General features: G+C 51.4%; 12 protein-coding genes. 2 read left to right on the forward strand and 10 right to left on the reverse strand.

The genetic code is table 11. The annotated features are described in order from the left end of the window. Positions 1 to 30: 30 nt before the first annotated feature. The 4 genes from HBA55_RS01660 to HBA55_RS01675 all read right to left on the reverse strand — a co-directional run bounded on the left by HBA55_RS01660 (position 31) and on the right by HBA55_RS01675 (position 6,995). A complete protein-coding gene (locus HBA55_RS01660; RefSeq protein WP_166986116.1) occupies positions 31 to 2,310 on the reverse strand; it encodes a TonB-dependent receptor in 2,280 nt (759 codons plus the stop codon). Between the two features lie 100 nt (positions 2,311 to 2,410). Beyond that, complete coding sequence (locus HBA55_RS01665) at positions 2,411 to 4,603, reverse strand: TonB-dependent receptor (protein WP_166986119.1); 2,193 nt, start codon at positions 4,601 to 4,603, stop codon at positions 2,411 to 2,413. Between the two features lie 46 nt (positions 4,604 to 4,649). Then, positions 4,650 to 6,608 (reverse strand): NAD(P)-binding protein, encoded by a 1,959-nt coding sequence (locus HBA55_RS01670; protein WP_240945852.1) that lies wholly within the window; start codon positions 6,606 to 6,608, stop codon positions 4,650 to 4,652. 21 nt (positions 6,609 to 6,629) lie between these two features. After that, a complete protein-coding gene (locus HBA55_RS01675; protein ID WP_166986122.1) occupies positions 6,630 to 6,995 on the reverse strand; it encodes a cupin domain-containing protein in 366 nt (121 codons plus the stop codon). A 281-nt stretch (positions 6,996 to 7,276) separates the two neighbouring features. Between HBA55_RS01675 and HBA55_RS01680 the strand changes: the two genes are divergently transcribed. Continuing rightward, a complete protein-coding gene (locus HBA55_RS01680; protein ID WP_166986125.1) occupies positions 7,277 to 7,900 on the forward strand; it encodes a TetR family transcriptional regulator C-terminal domain-containing protein in 624 nt (207 codons plus the stop codon). A 143-nt stretch (positions 7,901 to 8,043) separates the two neighbouring features. Here HBA55_RS01680 and HBA55_RS38320 read toward each other — a convergent pair whose 3' ends face one another. The 4 genes from HBA55_RS38320 to HBA55_RS01700 form a co-directional block, all read right to left on the reverse strand. Beyond that, positions 8,044 to 8,430 carry a VF530 family protein gene (locus tag HBA55_RS38320; protein WP_166986128.1) on the reverse strand — a complete coding sequence of 129 codons (387 nt, stop codon included), beginning with the start codon at positions 8,428 to 8,430 and terminating at the stop codon, positions 8,044 to 8,046. A gap of 75 nt (positions 8,431 to 8,505) precedes the next feature. Beyond that, positions 8,506 to 9,009, reverse strand: coding sequence for a hypothetical protein (locus HBA55_RS01690; RefSeq protein WP_166986130.1), 504 nt, complete (start codon positions 9,007 to 9,009; stop codon positions 8,506 to 8,508). Positions 9,010 to 9,243: 234 nt separating this feature from the next. Then, positions 9,244 to 10,155, reverse strand: coding sequence for a M48 family metalloprotease (locus HBA55_RS01695; RefSeq protein ID WP_166986133.1), 912 nt, complete (start codon positions 10,153 to 10,155; stop codon positions 9,244 to 9,246). Continuing rightward, the gene (locus HBA55_RS01700; RefSeq protein ID WP_166986135.1) at positions 10,148 to 10,582 is read right to left on the reverse strand and encodes a BlaI/MecI/CopY family transcriptional regulator; all 435 of its coding nucleotides are present in this window, start codon (positions 10,580 to 10,582) and stop codon (positions 10,148 to 10,150) included. Before HBA55_RS01700 ends, HBA55_RS01695 begins: the two co-directional genes overlap by 8 nt. 222 nt (positions 10,583 to 10,804) lie before the next feature. On the opposite strand from HBA55_RS01700, the gene HBA55_RS01705 reads away from it, so the two are divergent. After that, positions 10,805 to 12,892, forward strand: coding sequence for a TonB-dependent receptor (locus HBA55_RS01705; protein WP_166986138.1), 2,088 nt, complete (start codon positions 10,805 to 10,807; stop codon positions 12,890 to 12,892). Positions 12,893 to 12,938: 46 nt separating this feature from the next. Here the strand turns inward: HBA55_RS01705 and HBA55_RS01710 are convergent, their stop codons facing one another. Continuing rightward, positions 12,939 to 13,745 carry a hypothetical protein gene (locus HBA55_RS01710; protein WP_166986141.1) on the reverse strand — a complete coding sequence of 269 codons (807 nt, stop codon included), beginning with the start codon at positions 13,743 to 13,745 and terminating at the stop codon, positions 12,939 to 12,941. 225 nt (positions 13,746 to 13,970) lie between these two features. Then, positions 13,971 to 15,632 (reverse strand): hydroxylamine reductase, encoded by a 1,662-nt coding sequence (gene hcp, locus HBA55_RS01715; protein ID WP_166986144.1) that lies wholly within the window; start codon positions 15,630 to 15,632, stop codon positions 13,971 to 13,973. Positions 15,633 to 15,811: the final 179 nt, after the last annotated feature.

Genomic DNA, 15,811 nt, shown 5'->3' on the forward strand with positions numbered 1-15,811 from the left:
CTGGTGAAATCGGTGAGAATGGCGGTAGATCTACTGCCAGTTATATCTCAGGTTAATGCCGTATGTTCTCGGTGCACCGTACCAGGTCCAACTGGAACCGGGCTCCCCATTTAACGTCTCAAACCGGTTTACGACGTACTCTTCATCGGCCAGGTTTTTGCCCCATAGCGCAATCTGCCAGTTATCTTCCGGGTCCGACAAGGCAAGGCGACCATCAACCACCCAGTAGGAGTCTGCGGCGAATGCCGGGGTGTTATAAATGTCCTTAAAGGTGTCATCCACAAAGTTAAAGTTTGTTGACGCCGTCAGGTTGAGTCCGTTGGCAAGCTCCCAGGCGTACTGTATACGCCCGTTGAATGTCAGCTCGGGTGCGTCGGGTGATTGATTACCTTCGTTGGCTCGGCGTTCTGCAGGATTTACTGAGTTCCAGGTGACCACTTCGCTGTCGATCAGAGACACTCCTGCTCTGATATCCCAGCCTTCGCCAGGAAGCCAGAGAATATCGAATTCCGCTCCGGTCATTTCAACATCGCCGGCATTGGTGCGAATCGATGACGGCAGTGGCACGCCGTCAACTATCGTTGTGACCGTCGCCTCTGCCTGCATATCCTGGTAGTCGTAGAAGAATACTGCACCGTTAAACTGCAGAGAGTTTTCAAATAACGATGTCTTGAATCCCAGTTCATAGGCCCATAATGTCTCTTCTTCGAATGGCGTCACGTCGGATGAGTCAAAGACGGTGGAACCATCGAATCCACCACTTTTGAATCCCTTACTGATAGAGCCATAGATCAGCACATCATTAGCAGGCGTCCAGTCCAGCGCAATTTTTCCCGATATATCTTGCGTATCGTAGTCCTCATCGGCTTCGGCGAAGGCGCCACCGCCTGGAAAAAAGATGGTAGCTCCGTAGGGGTCCAAATCGTAGGTGCCACCCCGATAGTCTTTCTCTTCTTCCGTATAGCGCAGGCCAAGCGTCAGCTTCCAGGCTTCCGAGAATTGCCATTCAGTATGGCCAAATACGGCCAACGATTCTCCGCCTTGCACGTATTCAGTATTGATATCGGTTAGTAACCAGTCCGCCGTAATGGCATTCTTTTGGAAGTCAATTTCCTCGTCTGAATAAAACACACCGGCAATCCAGTGCAAATCGCCGTCACCGTTGGAAGTCAACCGAAACTCCTGCGTAAACTGATACATATCCTCGTACCAATCCCACTCAAGCAACCTGAGCGGATGGCCATCACCGTCCACAACATTTCTGTCCAGTTCCTCGTAACCCGTAATGGAAGAAAACGTCACACTTTCACCGTGTGCGTCGATACGCAGCTGCCCTCCCAGAGCCTCCGAATCGACGCGGGTATCGGAGTTATCATAGCGAGTGAAAGGATCTGAATCGGTGTCTATAAAACGGCTACTCTCTCCGGAAACCACACCGCCATCAAATGAACCAACGGGGCCGTCTACTTGAAGAATGTAGCCATTGGAATCGTCTTTGCTGCCGTGTATCGAGGCGAAGATGTCCAGATTATCATGGGGCTCTATTGTAAATGACGCTCGCCAGGCCACAGCATCGGTACTGCTGGCTTCGTCATCCGGATTCTTGAGCGGCAGTGGTTCAATTTTTCCCGGTGCCCCCGTGTATCCCTCAAATCCGACAGTACCCCGATTTTCGACATAGCCATCACTTTGATCGACCATCAATGCCACACGACCGTTGATCGATTCCGTCAACTGCCCGCCAAACGCAAACTCGCCACTGAAGCTGTTGTAATTCCCGTAGCTGACATCAACACTCGCGTCAAATTCTTCTGTTGGTTTCTTGGTGATAAAGTTCACCGCACCCGCGGTGGTGTTGCGACCATAGAGCGTGCCTTGGGGGCCTTTTAATACCTCCACACGCTCCACATCGAACAACTGAAAAGACAAATAGGCCGACGACCCCAGATACACCTCATCGACGTGTACTGCCGTAGACGGGTTGTTGTTACTGTGGTAATCGTTTAATCCAACGCCGCGAATGGTGATGACCGGGTTAACCTTCCCCAAGGTGTTCTTAATATCAACTCCGGGTGTTTGGGCAGCAATATCGACGGGCTGTCGAATACCCATATCCTTCAGATCCTCGCCGCCAAAAGCGGTTATGGCAACACCGATATCCTGTGAGCTCTGTTCCCTTTTCTGGGCCGTGACGATTATCTCTTCGATTGTCGCAGACAATGAGGTTACGCTGAACGACGACAGCATCACTGTAGTCGCGAATAGGGCGGAATATCTGTGATTGTCTGTTGTAATTATTTTGGTTTTCATAGGATTCTCTCTCAATATGATCTTTTTCAAAAACACACTTTGGGATTGTCGGAAGAAAAAATGCGCAGGTTTCCCTGCGCCAAGTCTACGACAAGAAAAATTAAAAATTGTACTCAACACTGACACCTGCCGTTCTCGGTGGCGCGTAGGCGTTTTGAATAAACCCCAGAGCGGAGACGTCCAGGTTGTAGACTCGGAATTCTTCATCCGTCAGGTTTTTGATGAAGCCTGTCAGTCTCCACTGGTCATTGTCGGTTCGATAGGAAATGTGGGCATTGGCAATGGTATAGGCGTCTTCCAGCTCTTCCTGGCCATTGAAAACGGAGAAATAGGCCTCAGCGTTGTAGTTGGCATCAAGCTGTACCGCCATCTGTCCCCCCAACGCCTCCCATCCATAGCGCACAAGCGCATTGGCGGACAACTCAGGCGCTTGAGGCATTTCTCTGTTCTTGACTGTGCCGTCAGGCAGAACAACGTCTTCGACCTCTGAATCCAGGAACGAGGCCCCTAGCAGAATTTCCAATCCCTCCACAGGGGTCAACCAGGTTACTTCGACTTCTCCACCCTTCAGACTCGCGTCTTTGTTAAAGATGGCCTGCTCCAGACCTTGTAGAGAAAATGCCTGGTAGTCCTTGTAGTCATAGTAAAAGATCGCACCATTTAACCTGAGAGAACCATCGGCCATTTCGCCTTTGAATCCTATCTCATAGCTGACAAGTTCTTCTTCGTCGTGTGGCAGCAGCGAAAAGGTAGTCGCAAACACCGGCTGTGCAAAATTACCCGCCTTGTGTCCTTTGGTCACGCTGGCGTAGTACAACCAGTCCTGATTGGGTCGCCAGTCGATTTCCAATTTTGCCGAATAGTTGCTCCAGTCCTGATCGGCTAAATCTGTGGTGTTGGGACTAAATACAATCGGCTCACCAGAGGTAAATAGGAAGTCGGTGAAGGCAGAGTCGATCTGCCGTTCGTCCTCCGTCCAACGCAAACCACCCAACAACATCCAGTCATCGGAAAGATCATATTCCACCTGGCCAAATACCGCGTAGCTTTCTGATTCAAGCTCGTAGGTTACGCCCGAGGGTATTGTCCCACTGCCATCCTGGAAGTTAATGTCAATAAATGAGCGATTTTCGGTGTCCATCTTTAAATAATATAACCCACCCACCCACCGATACTGTTCACCTTCACCGTTTAATCGGAATTCTTGGGAGAATTGATCGTATTTCTGTTCCGTAAAAAACGCGAAGAAGTCAATCGGGGACCCATCGGCGTCTTCCTTGTAGTCTTTATCCAATGAGAGAAAGTCGGTCACGGAGTGAAAGCTTACCTTGTCCAGATCCCAGGATAGATTGGCGGTTATCCCGGATTGTTCCTTCTGGAAGTAACCAAGATCATTGACCGCCAAATTATGGGGATCATTGAAAGGTCTTTCGTATCCAGTGATGGGATTGGGGCCGCCTGTAATCACTGCAGTGCCGCCAACGCCAGTGGCCTCGGCCGTAATCACTTCATAGGTATTCCCAATTTCATCCGTTTCACTGTGCTGCAACTTGAGGTTCAGGGTAGCATCATCCGACAGATCAAATTGCAATTGTCCCCGAACGGAGAAGGAATCCGACTGTTTGAAGTCCGTTCCTATCTGGTTTTTCTGCCACCCGTCCCCACGATTGGTAGCAAAGGAGAAGCGGCCGAGTAAGCCATCACTCAACTCGCCACTGATTGCGCCCTCGGTCTTAATCTGGCTGTACTCGCCCAAAGTGACCATGCCATAGCCTTCAAGCTCTTCTGTGGGCTTGCGGGTGACGAAGTGAATCAGCCCCCCGGTAGCGTTGCGTCCAAACAGTGTACCTTGTGGTCCACGCAAAACCTCTACCCGCTCCACATCGAACAAAGAACCGTGAATGGCACCCATCGCGCCGACGTATGCATCGTCGGTAAATACCGCAATGGGAGCCTCCAGTTGGTCTCCGAAATCGTTTTGCGATATCCCTCTGATATTAAATACGGTGATCGAAGGGTGAAATTGTTGCAGCTGCAAACCTGGAACCTGGGCTGCAATATCGATGGTGTCCGAATACCCCAATTCCTTCAGCTGATCGCCAGAGAATGCTGAAACCGACAGGCCGACGTCCTGGAGGCTTTGCTCCCTCTTCTGAGCCGTAACTACTATTTCTTCCAGTACCGAGGAACTCACACTGGAGGATGCGCCAATAGCAAGGCAGGTCATCACTGGCACCAGCTTTTTGGGTAGACGAGCCAAATAGTCATTCGTATGCGTCATATTCATGTTCATATTGCTCTCCTGTAACTTGTTGTTATTGATAGACGGGCGAATAAGATCAGTATTTCAGTGCTTGCTGCGCGGCACGTTCACCTTCCATGGCGGCGGTTTGCCACAATTGTTCTCCAATCAGCTCTGAATGGGCGAATTGAATACGGCCAAAACCCTCCCGAATCACGTCACTGGCCGAAGGTTTTCCATTCTTGCCATGATGGAACCCGGGCGGAGTAACAACATAGGCATGCCCCCAGCGATTGGCGGTGATTCCGGCAATATCGCGCTTGGCATCAAATCCGGAAGCACCAAACATCTTGGTGAATTGCTCCCGGACTTTGTATTCGATGTCTTTGAATGCCAGGCTGAACATTTGCATGCGAGCTGCAGATGCCTGGTCGGCGGCGGCCAATCCCGGAATCGGGAACGGGATATAAAGCGTTAGTACCGTGGGTTTGTCAGGATCCAGCGGCATGGGTTCCTTGCCGTCGATAATCATCTGTCGACGCAAACTGGTCCACCAACCAAAACCGTCATCCCATCGGGCAGCCGTAATACCCAGTTTTTCCATGAAACGCCAGTTTCTGACGGCAACATTCACGGTTAACATGGGCGCGTGCAAGAAGGTATCCATCGCGTTGTAGGTTGCATCTGGCAGGCCTTGCACAATGTACTTGTTTACGTGTTGCTCACAGGCCATGATGACTTGCTTGGCTCTTAACTTGTGTAGTTTGCCATCTTTAAGGTAGGTAACCTGGACCGCATCACTCTTGTGAGGTCTACCCTCATGTACCACATTAACAACGGTGGAACTCAGGCGAATTCGTACGGTCTGGTCTTTGTTGTCGAGCGAACTCCAATTGACCTCATGATTGAGAACATCACTAATCGACTTCGCTTTGGGAAAGACATCAGGAATCATCGCTTTGACAAAATGGCGGGCGATGCCACAATTACCGCCCGGCCAGCTGGCAAGACAAACGGTGTCGGTGAAGTCCCGCCCCCCTTTGGCAATATCAAACCCGGCGGTGGCAGGCTGAAAGAACCCTTTTGCCGTATAAGCCGATACCACATCCGACCCCAAGCCACACCCCATGGCCGCCATGGGCATGTCCACATGCTTTGCATACTCGGGTGATACACCCACAACCTGCGTCAAATATTCCAGATAGGTCATTGAGTCCAGGAAGGCCGATACATCATCAACCTTGGGCGGCTGCCGAAACAATTCGGCTCTCGCCAGATCGTGTTTGAATTGATTCGAATAGGGCGCGTCCGCAAAGCCATTCTTCCAGGGATTGACGGCCCACTGTCCGCGGCCCTGAGTAGCACCATTGAAAAAATATCCCGTATCCGCTCTCTCCCAGGCGATGTTCATGGGGGAAAATCGATCAACAGGTACGTTCAAGGGTTTGTTGGTTCCCCTTAACGACTGCCACTCAAATTCTTGAGGCAGCCCAAACTCGTCCCAATAACGAACGGACAGCCCCAGCTTTTTTTGGTCCGCGATAGGCCAGACATTGCCTTCAGAAGCCTGCGGCGCCCACAAATGAACTCCATCAACCTCGAATTCATTTTGCTTGGCGTGACCACCGAAAATGGCATGATTGTCCAATATCAGAACCGATGCGTCGGGTCGCGACTTGGAGAAGTTATACGCGGCGGTCAGCCCGGAAAAACCCCCTCCGACAACCACCAGATCCATTTCTTCCCCGGAGTCTTCAGCGGTATCGAGTCGTTTTCGAAACGCTCGATTTCGAATACTGTGGCCGGCATTCACCTCTCGGTATGTGTTGCCGTTCGCGTTTCCGTAGTCACCCATTCCGCCGGGGCCAGACCATTCAGGACCCAGCCCTTTCAGAGGCAGTGGAATGCGCTGCTCAAGTGCATGAGCATTGCCGCTGAAAAGCGAGGGGGCGGACATGGCTAACAGCGAGGCTCCCGCGCCCAAAAGACTGGACCCCACAAAGTCTCTACGGGAAATGTTGTTATCCATACCCAGGGATTTAGACGTTTTCTTCATGGTCACCTCTGAATTAAACTGCTAGAGAACAGCGCCTTCTCCACACGCTAAAAGGTACTTGCTGACGGTCTTCTTCACATCCCAGGTAATGGTTGCCCCTTTGGGTACAAAATAGCTGTCCCCAGGCTTGAGACTTTGAGACTCTCCATTGACGGTTGCCTCGACCTCGCCGTCAAACAGCGTGACGAACTCGTTAAAGGGTTGTACTTTGCGAATCTTACCGGGAGTACAACGCCATATGGCCAGTACCGGTCCATTTTCCAGGGAACCTTGGTCAAATCTCATAGACTGTATCGGACTGCCCTCCAGAACTTCCCAGCCGTCTTCCTCCAGTGGTAGATAAGGCTCAATGCCCTGCTGCACCGTCGCCTGCCGATAGTCAATCATAGTAAACTCCTATTTCCTCAATCAAATCAATAGCTTACAGAGAGCCGACGGGCCTCTGTCATGGTTACAACTTCAATGTATCAGTTTTTTTGTAGTGCTACAAATAATTTTTTTGTACTACTACAAAATTTGTTATTGGTATGCCAACCAATTTTGTTTGTGGACGAGCGATGAAATGGAGGGGGATATCGGTTACACTGGCTTCTGCACACCCATCTTGGTTTTGTGAATCTCAGAACTGGGATACGAATGAAACCTGACAGGCACTTTGGATATATACTGTGAATGAAGCAATCCACGGACATAAACCCGGCACTGCGGTAAGAAAAAAAGGCCAGGAAAAAGTTCGCAAGATACTCAACGCCGCCCGTGAAATTCTCGCCAATGAAGATGACACACGGCTTTCCATGAGCAGCATTGCCGCTCAGGCGGGCATGCATCTAGCCAATGTTCAGTATTATTTCCCCACTTGGAGCGACATGGTGGAAGCAATATGTAATGACACCGCCAGTCGATATGAGGAGGAATATCAGCGAATCTATGACTCTACAGACGAGCCCAGAGAAAAGCTGCTTCGAATTGTTGAATATTTAACCTACGACAACTGGGAAGCAGAAACGATCGGCTTTTTTACCCATTTGTGGTCGTTGTCCAGCCATGATGAAACAGCAGCCCGACATCACCACAATATGTACGAATGGCAAATCTCTCAACTTGCCCAGATGATCTCTGAAGCCCAACCGGACCTAACCAAAAGGGATGCCAGAGAACAAGCCACCTTATTGATCTCAATGATTGATGGACTCATTGTCACAACTCGACCCGACAGCCTTAAGCCGGCCGCCAGGCGTCGGATTGTTGATAAGATCAAGGCAACCACCCTGTTTTTGATCAATATCGATTGAAATCGGTGTCTGTTCTGATTAGGGTTCGATTGAGCCCGAGCTTCCTTTATAAAACCCATCGAAGATAGCAGAGTATTTTGGCAATGCCATATCGATGGTATGGCACTCGTCGCGCTTTGGGTGATCCAGCGCTTTGAATCAACTCAGTCCTGAGAATCTGAAGGCTTCTTGCTCCGCCAGTTGCTCCACACATCCTGCTCGGTTTTTTTCTCTTTTGCCTCGATCACCGCCGGACTGCGGGGTTTCTGATCCATAGGCACAATCCGATCGCGAGGGGGCAATTGGTACTGTACATCGTCGGGTTTGGGTAATCGCTTGTACTTATAGAGGTAGAAGCTCTCTACTTTCTCTCTTGCCCAGGCAGTGCGGCGGAGAAATTTGAGGCTGGATTTGATGCTGGGATTGCTTTTAAAGCAGTTGATATTGATCGACTGGGCCAATACTTCCCAGCCGTAGTGTTCGACCAGTTCGGTTAACAGGGCCTCCAGCTTGACGCCATGCAGGGGGTTGTTACGCTGTTGTTCGGTCATAGAATCACCCAGTTTGGGGTCACCCCCATGCACACCACATTCGGCGGCACGGGGGCTACTTTATACCAAAACGGATCAGGCAGCGGCTTTCGCAGCTTTGGCCTTACCCTTGGTACCGGTAGCAGCTTTGCGCTTCTTGGCAGCAGCAGCTTTCTTCTTCTCGGATGCAACAGCTTTCTTGGCCTGAGCGGCATCGTGCTTGGCAACGGCACCAGCGCGACCGGCAGCGACTTTTTGCGCACCTTTCACTTCAGTCAGAGCCTGCTTGGCGGCAGCCAGAGCTTGCTTGGCGACTTTAGCATCAGCGGTAGCAGCCTTTGCATCAGTACGCAGCTTGGCCAGCTGGTTCTTGGTCGCGGCAGTCGGCTTGGTCTTGTGCTTGGAACGAACGGCGTCCAGACGAGCCTTTACCTTGCTCTGCTTTTCACTCAGCTTCTTCGCAGCAGCCTGGGCCTTGGCAACGGCCTTCTCTCCTTCGGTAACCGCTTTGTCGCGGGCCTTACCGAGTTTGGCCTGGAGAGTCGCAATTTCTTTTTCCATTGCGGCGATTGGGTCTACTACTTTTTTTGCTTTTGGCATGTAGGGTTCCTATGGGGTCCAAAAAGTTGAGTTTCTTTTAAACACATATTTACGGGCGACTACATCCAATCCGCCCGATGGCGCGGATTATAGCCAGACCGGGCCCGATTGTGTAGCTTTTGAACACCATATATTGTGGTTAGGGGTGTTTAAAACCTCGATTTTTGGCAGACCCCACCACTACATGTTGTGATTTGCTCGAATTGCCGCTCTGATCAAGCAGCGACATTCTGTTTAATGCCAGCCTTCCAACAGATGGTGCAGCGGATCAGCCAACCACAGCAGGGCAACGATGGTAATTGCCAATAACCCAAAGAGTCCGGGATTGGCTTTGGGAAACGGCGCCAGCAATGACTCCACTCGCAAGCGGGCATGGCTGTCGGCAAACGCACTGGCATGAGCGGGCGCCGCTTTTTGCCAACGCGCCAGTTTGACGATGACCTCAGCAACAGATTCCGGCCCGGCCTGGTCAGCTGCCGCCTGATCACAGGCTTTTTCACACAATAGCTGATGGTCGTCAAACAACCGACGAGACATGGGTTGCGGCAAAGGTGCCAGCAGCATGCCAATAAGGATTCGACGCAAATTGTCGAGTCGTCGCTGGTGCGCTTTTTCATGGGCTAGAACAGTGACAACGTCCTGCTCACTGCATCGTTCGAGCAGCCCGCTGCTGAGAAAAATATCCGGCCGCCAGACACCCACGGTAAACGCGGCTACCTGAGAGTCTGGCAGTTCAAAAAAGCCCTGTCTCCGAACGCCGACGAACCGTAGCTGTTTGAGCAACCGCTGGGAGGGCAGATAAAGTTGTTGGATCTTCTGTATTAGCCGCCAAGCCACATAAAGTGCGACGCACAATGCCGGCCAAATCGCCAGGTTATTCACAGGCCCGTGGGGTCGGCATAAACCGGAGTGGCAGTGTTCTACCACCAACCAACGGGCAACATCAGGCCAATAGAGGCTCGATACCAGCCAGACACTGCCAACCAACGGTACAGCGGAATATAGCAGTAATAACAGACTGGCCTGGGGCGCGTGACCACCAATCACTGCCGATCGGATCACCGGATAGCACAAGCGTAGCAGGCAGGCCAACGCAAACCAGAGCCCCAATAACATCAGCGACACCGAGGCGAACCACTCAATCATGATCGCTCTCCTCCTGCTGTTCCAAGCGTTGCAGGCGCCGTTGGTGAATAAGCTGTTCCAACTGATCCAGCGTGTTGTCATCCATCCGATCCGCAAAGTCCACAAAGCTGGAAAGGATGGGTTCCAGACTGCCATTGTGCAGCTGCTTGATGACACCACCGATCAGGCGCCCCATCAATTCGGAGCGCTCGAGCTTGGGATGATAGAGATAGGCATGGCCCTGTTTTGTTCGAGTCAGTAAACCCTTGCGGAACAATCGCTCCAGAGTGGACTGCACCGTGCTGAGGCTGGAGCGTTGCTGCCGGGGCAGCGCAGCATGAATGTCTTTAGCCCCTTGACCAGGTGCGAGCCACAGGGCATCCATCACGGATAATTCCAACTCACCTAACTGCGGCAGAGCATTGACCTGGGTTTTACGTTTGAACATCACTCTTTCTCTATGACTGGCAATGACCGCCAGCTCTTAAAACCGATTGGCAATCGGCGCCGTCAAAACCCGACACACAAATCGAGAAATAACATAACCTATTGATAAATATACAATTTTTAATTGCCAACCAAAACAACGACATCTATGCTTTCAGTCCTTACCCGGCACCATAGCCGATTTTTGCTGCCCGTCAACCGGTAACCACCTGTGGAGCACTTGATGCGAACAACCCTACTCCGTTCAACGTTAGCCATAGCGGCTTTGAGCCACGGCCTGACTGCTCAGTCAGACTCGGCTCGCGACACTTCAGAATCCGACTCTATAGAGGAAATGGAGGTCACTGGCCGACAGGTTAATTTGATAGGTGCTTCGCAGAGTGCGTCCCAGGGTTTGGTGGGGCAGGAGGAAATCGCTATTCGCCCATTATTGCGTACCGGCGAAGTGCTTGAGCTGGTACCCGGTATGGTGGTGACACAGCACAGCGGCACCGGTAAAGCTAATCAGTATTTTCTTCGCGGTTTCAATCTCGACCACGGTACCGACTTTGCCACCTTTATCGATGGCATGCCCATCAATATGCGCAGCCATGGCCACGGGCAGGGTTATACGGATCTGAACTTTGTTATCCCGGAGACCATCGAAACCCTTGCCTATAAAAAAGGCGCCTACTACGCCGATGTTGGAGATTTCAGTGGCGCCGGCAGCGCCGCCATGCAGACCTTCACACAACGGAATCAGGGGCAAGCGGAAATCTCGTTGGGAGAGGACAGTTACGGTCGTTTACTGCTCACCGATAGCATGGCTGCCGCGGGTGGTCATCTGCTCTATGCAGTTGAGCACAATCGCTACCAGGGCCCCTGGAAGGATGTCGATGAGGATCTGGACAAAACCAATGTGTTGTTAAAACACACTCGGCCCTGGCTCAACGGCGAGTTGAGTCTCGCCTTTATGGGCTACGACAACCGCTGGAACAGTGCAGATCAAATTCCGCATAGAGCGGTCAGGCAACATATCATTGATGAGTTGGGGTCTATTGATGACTCTGCCGGCGGAGAGTCCAGTCGCTATAGTGTCAACGCCCAATGGAAAAACCAGCAGTGGCAGTGGTCGGCCTATGCCATTCGTTACGATATGAATTTATGGTCAAACTTTACCTACCACTTGGACGACTCTGTTAACGGTGATCAGTTTGAACAGGCGGACAAACGCTGGATCTACGGCGGAGCCATTCACTATCAATTTGAACTGCAATCGCTGTTCGGAAAACCGATGCGCAATCGGCTGGGAGTCGAACTTCGCTACGACGATATCGACGAAGTTGCCCTGTACAAAACTCAAGGTCGGCAACGCCTGGGCACGGTAAGACGCGATGCCATCAATGAGTTCAGTATCGGTGCTTACTGGGAAAATCAGCTGCAGTGGTCAAAAGATCTGAAGACAATTATCGGGCTGCGTCATGACCGTTTCGATTTTGAAGTGGACAACCTCGCCGGTAACAATACCTTCGGCATTGATCTCAATGGCAACAGTGGCAACGAACAGGACGCCTTGACCTCATTAAAAGCCAGCATCGTTTATACGCTGAATCGCAACTGGGAAACCTATGCATCCATCGGCGAAGGATTTCACTCCAACGATGCCCGCGGCACAACCATTACGGTTGATCCCGCCAATGGCGCCGGGGTAGATGCCGTTGATCCCCTGGTTGGCTCACTGGGTTACGAAGTGGGTTTTCGTGGATTTATCACCGAGCGGCTGAATACCTCACTGGCGCTGTGGCATCTGGAACTCGACAACGAACTGCTGTTTGTCGGCGATGCCGGTAATACTGAAACAAGCCGTGAATCCGAACGTCAGGGGCTGGAATTCACGGCTTATTTTCGCCTGAATGAGCATTGGAATCTCGATCTGGAATACGCTTACACAGATGCCGAATTCTCCGATTCAAGTCCCGACGGCAATCATATTCCCGGTGCCGTTGAGCATGTGTGGCAAGCCGGCATTAATGCGCAGTTCCACAACGGCTGGTTTGGCAGCCTGCGTTTGCGATACTTCGGTGAGCGTCCCCTGGAAGAAAGCGGTGACATAACTTCGGACAGCACAACCGTTGCCAACCTTCGGCTGGGCTACAAGCGCGGCCCCCTGACTCTGGAAGCTGATGTATTGAATCTGTTCGACAGCAATGATCACGACATCGACTATTTTTACGAGTCACGGCTTTCCAATGAAGTGAACGCAGTGGAGGACGTTCACTACCATCCACTCGAACCCAGAACGGTGAGAGTGTCAGCCAAATATCGTTACTAGTAGAGCCGCGAATTCTCCTTGAATGTTAAAGGAAAGCTACGGGGCATTATTTGGAGATTGCACTTCGTTTGGAACGCGGCCTGACCATTAGTAGCCCCAGCACTAACAACACGATGGTTGAAGGTAAAGATACAGGTTCCACAGAATGGAACACAAATGGCATCTGGGACGGAGGATCGAATCCACCCGGAGAACCCGAATTCGGGATGCCATTCGTCAAGGCAAAGGGTTCGGGGAAAAATATGCCTTCATCCAAACCAAACCAGTTGGCCGGAAACGCAGTTTGCAACAGGAAAGTGGATTGATCATGAAAAAGCTGCTCATTGTCACTTTGCCGTGTAAAAACCAACAAAGGCATGACTGGCAAGGTAGCCAAGAAAGTGCCTCCTTCGTTGGAGGTTCTTTCGATCGTCATTTGCCCTAAGGGCTGAGGGACGGACGACGGCAAAGTAATATCCAGCATCCAATCCTGAGTTTGTCCACCAACGTCAACCTGAAAAGGCTCTACTGAACGCAAACTTAACGCGACTATCTCGATATCAACAGTGGCCGTATCACCAATATTGGAAAGAACGATATCTTCTTTTCGTCTCACGATGGTGTCGGGGTCGCCCAAACCCTCCAGCTCAATAAGAGGGGGAGAGAAAGGACCAAAGAACGGATCCGCGAAGTTGGGGTTGGGAGCAAAAAAACCGGCTGGAAGTTGAGGGGGATTGAACTCGATAAACGTGGGCGTCTGCGTATCCAGGTGCGTATTACCCATGGGGATAGTATTGGCAGAGGTCAACGTGGCCAGTCCCAACAGAATTATCGACAGCAACGTCGCGAGTATTCGTGTATTCCGCTTGCACATGACCTATTCTCCGGAGTTTACCAGTTAGGTGTGGAAAACTACGCATATTCCACACCGCAGAAAGGGTCCTGCTATCTAATGGTCTGTTTTCTTTTGAAAAGATTTTTTTACGACTTTTTCAGACTGGGGTTTATACGGGACAGTGTCAAATGTTTTGACACTGTCCCGGAACATAACCACAAGGTTTTCTTATTTAGTTGGTACGTGAGTACAATTTAAAACCGTTCACGAGGCCTTGAGAATGGCCTCCATATCCTGCTGTGCATTACCGGTGGGTTTCAAATCAAACGTCTCCACCAGGAAGTTCACCACGGTCGGTGACAGATACGGTGGAAGCGAGGGGCCCAGATGGATATTCTTGATGCCCAACGCCAGCAGACTCAATAAAACGGCGGCCGCTTTTTGCTCAAACCAGCTCACGATCAAAGTCAGTGGCAAATCATTCACCTCACAGTCGAACGCGTCCGCTAGAGCCACCGCGATTTGAATGGCTGAGTAGGCATCGTTGCACTGACCGACGTCCAGCAAACGGGGAATGCCACCAATGTCGCCGTGCTGTTGTTTGTTAAAACGGAATTTACCGCAGCCAAGGGTGAGCATTACGGTGTCATCCGGCGTCTGCTCGGCAAACTCGGTAAAGTAATTGCGACCCGGTTTGGCACCGTCGCAGCCACCGATCAGGAAGAAGTGTTTGATGGCTCCGGATTTGACCCCGTCAATCACCTTGTCCGCCGCTCCTAAAACACTGTTGCGGGCAAAACCGACGGAAACAAATTGTTCGATCTGATCTTCCGCAAAACCCGGCTGCGCCACAGCCGCTTCGATCAGGGGAGCGAAGTTGCGGTTTTCGATATGACCAATACCGTTCCAGCCCACAGGCCCGGCAGTGAATATGCGCTCCTGATAGCCGCCGACGTTAGGGTTAAGCAAGCAGTTGGACGTCATCAGTATTGCGCCGGGAAAGTTGGCAAACTCTTTTTGCTGATCTTGCCAGGCGCCACCGTAATTACCCACCAGATGAGAGTATGCCTTCAGTTCCGGGTAACCGTGAGCGGGTAGCATTTCACCGTGGGTGTAAATGTTAATACCTTTGCCTTCGATCTGCTTCAGCAGCTCGTGAAGATCTTGCAGATCGTGACCTGACACCAGAATCGCTTTGCCTTTTACCGGTGTGACACGAACTTGCGTCGGAACGGGATGACCAAAGCGATCAGTGTTGCCTTCGTCCAGCAACGCCATCACTTTCAGATTCAGATTACCAATGCCCATCGCTGCTTCGATCAGCGCATTCAGCTCCTGGGATTTACTGGCGATAAAATCCATATACTGGTGAATGCCGGCATAGATTTCTTCGCTCTCTTTTCCAACCTCCAACGCGTGGGTGTAGTAGGCACAACACCCCTTGAGGCCGTAAATCAGCAGGCACTGCATAGCAAAAATATCTTCGTGGGTGTCGCCCTGGGCGATGCTGGCAATATGGGCCTGAGCCTGAAGCGCCTGGCGGTTAAGCGCGGTGGGCAACCAGGTGGCTGGTCCATGGAGTTCTTGCGCAGCCTGCCCTGCGGCTTCAGCAGCTTCGGTATAGAGGTTTCGGGCTTTGGCACGGACTTCGATCGCCTCTCCAATCAACTCGACAAAGCGGTCGGCGTCGAAGTTAACGTTTGTCAATGTGGTAAAAAACGCAGGCGCCACAAAGTGGTCGACGTCTGCATCGGCGGCGCCCAGGGCGCGGGCGCGATGGGCATACATACTGATCCCCATCAGAATGTAATTGAGCAGATCCTGCAGGTCGGCGGTTTCCGCTTCTTTGCCACACAACCCCCGGCTCAGCTGGCAACCCGGGTTATTATCACGATTCTGAGTTTGCTCGCATTGGATGCAAAACATAATGCTTCTCTCTGTTGGCTAATACTTATTTAGTTGTATTCACTTTCTTTGACGGAGAGCACCATATAGTCAAATCTTCGCTTTGCGTGCACAGATTGCTCCATTTTTGACCCAGATCAAACGAGGACTTCAAATTAATCAGATCCCTGGTTTGAACGAACCCCGCAGCCCTCGCCTGA

It is taken from the genome of Pseudomaricurvus alkylphenolicus, assembly GCF_011683955.1.
Lineage (GTDB): Bacteria > Pseudomonadota > Gammaproteobacteria > Pseudomonadales > Cellvibrionaceae > Pseudomaricurvus > Pseudomaricurvus alkylphenolicus.

Excerpts from the sequence above, each read along its gene's own strand:
- HBA55_RS01660 (WP_166986116.1), bottom strand. The coding sequence starts at position 2,310 with ATGAAAACCAAAATAATTACAACAGACAATCACAGATATTCCGCCCTA.
- HBA55_RS01665 (WP_166986119.1), bottom strand. The coding sequence starts at position 4,603 with ATGAACATGAATATGACGCATACGAATGACTATTTGGCTCGTCTACCC.
- HBA55_RS01670 (WP_240945852.1), bottom strand. The coding sequence starts at position 6,608 with ATGAAGAAAACGTCTAAATCCCTGGGTATGGATAACAACATTTCCCGT.
- HBA55_RS01675 (WP_166986122.1), bottom strand. The coding sequence starts at position 6,995 with ATGATTGACTATCGGCAGGCGACGGTGCAGCAGGGCATTGAGCCTTAT.
- HBA55_RS38320 (WP_166986128.1), bottom strand. The coding sequence starts at position 8,430 with ATGACCGAACAACAGCGTAACAACCCCCTGCATGGCGTCAAGCTGGAG.
- HBA55_RS01690 (WP_166986130.1), bottom strand. The coding sequence starts at position 9,009 with ATGCCAAAAGCAAAAAAAGTAGTAGACCCAATCGCCGCAATGGAAAAA.
- HBA55_RS01695 (WP_166986133.1), bottom strand. The coding sequence starts at position 10,155 with ATGATTGAGTGGTTCGCCTCGGTGTCGCTGATGTTATTGGGGCTCTGG.
- HBA55_RS01700 (WP_166986135.1), bottom strand. The coding sequence starts at position 10,582 with ATGTTCAAACGTAAAACCCAGGTCAATGCTCTGCCGCAGTTAGGTGAG.
- HBA55_RS01705 (WP_166986138.1), top strand. The coding sequence starts at position 10,805 with ATGCGAACAACCCTACTCCGTTCAACGTTAGCCATAGCGGCTTTGAGC.
- HBA55_RS01710 (WP_166986141.1), bottom strand. The coding sequence starts at position 13,745 with ATGTGCAAGCGGAATACACGAATACTCGCGACGTTGCTGTCGATAATT.
- hcp (WP_166986144.1), bottom strand. The coding sequence starts at position 15,632 with ATGTTTTGCATCCAATGCGAGCAAACTCAGAATCGTGATAATAACCCG.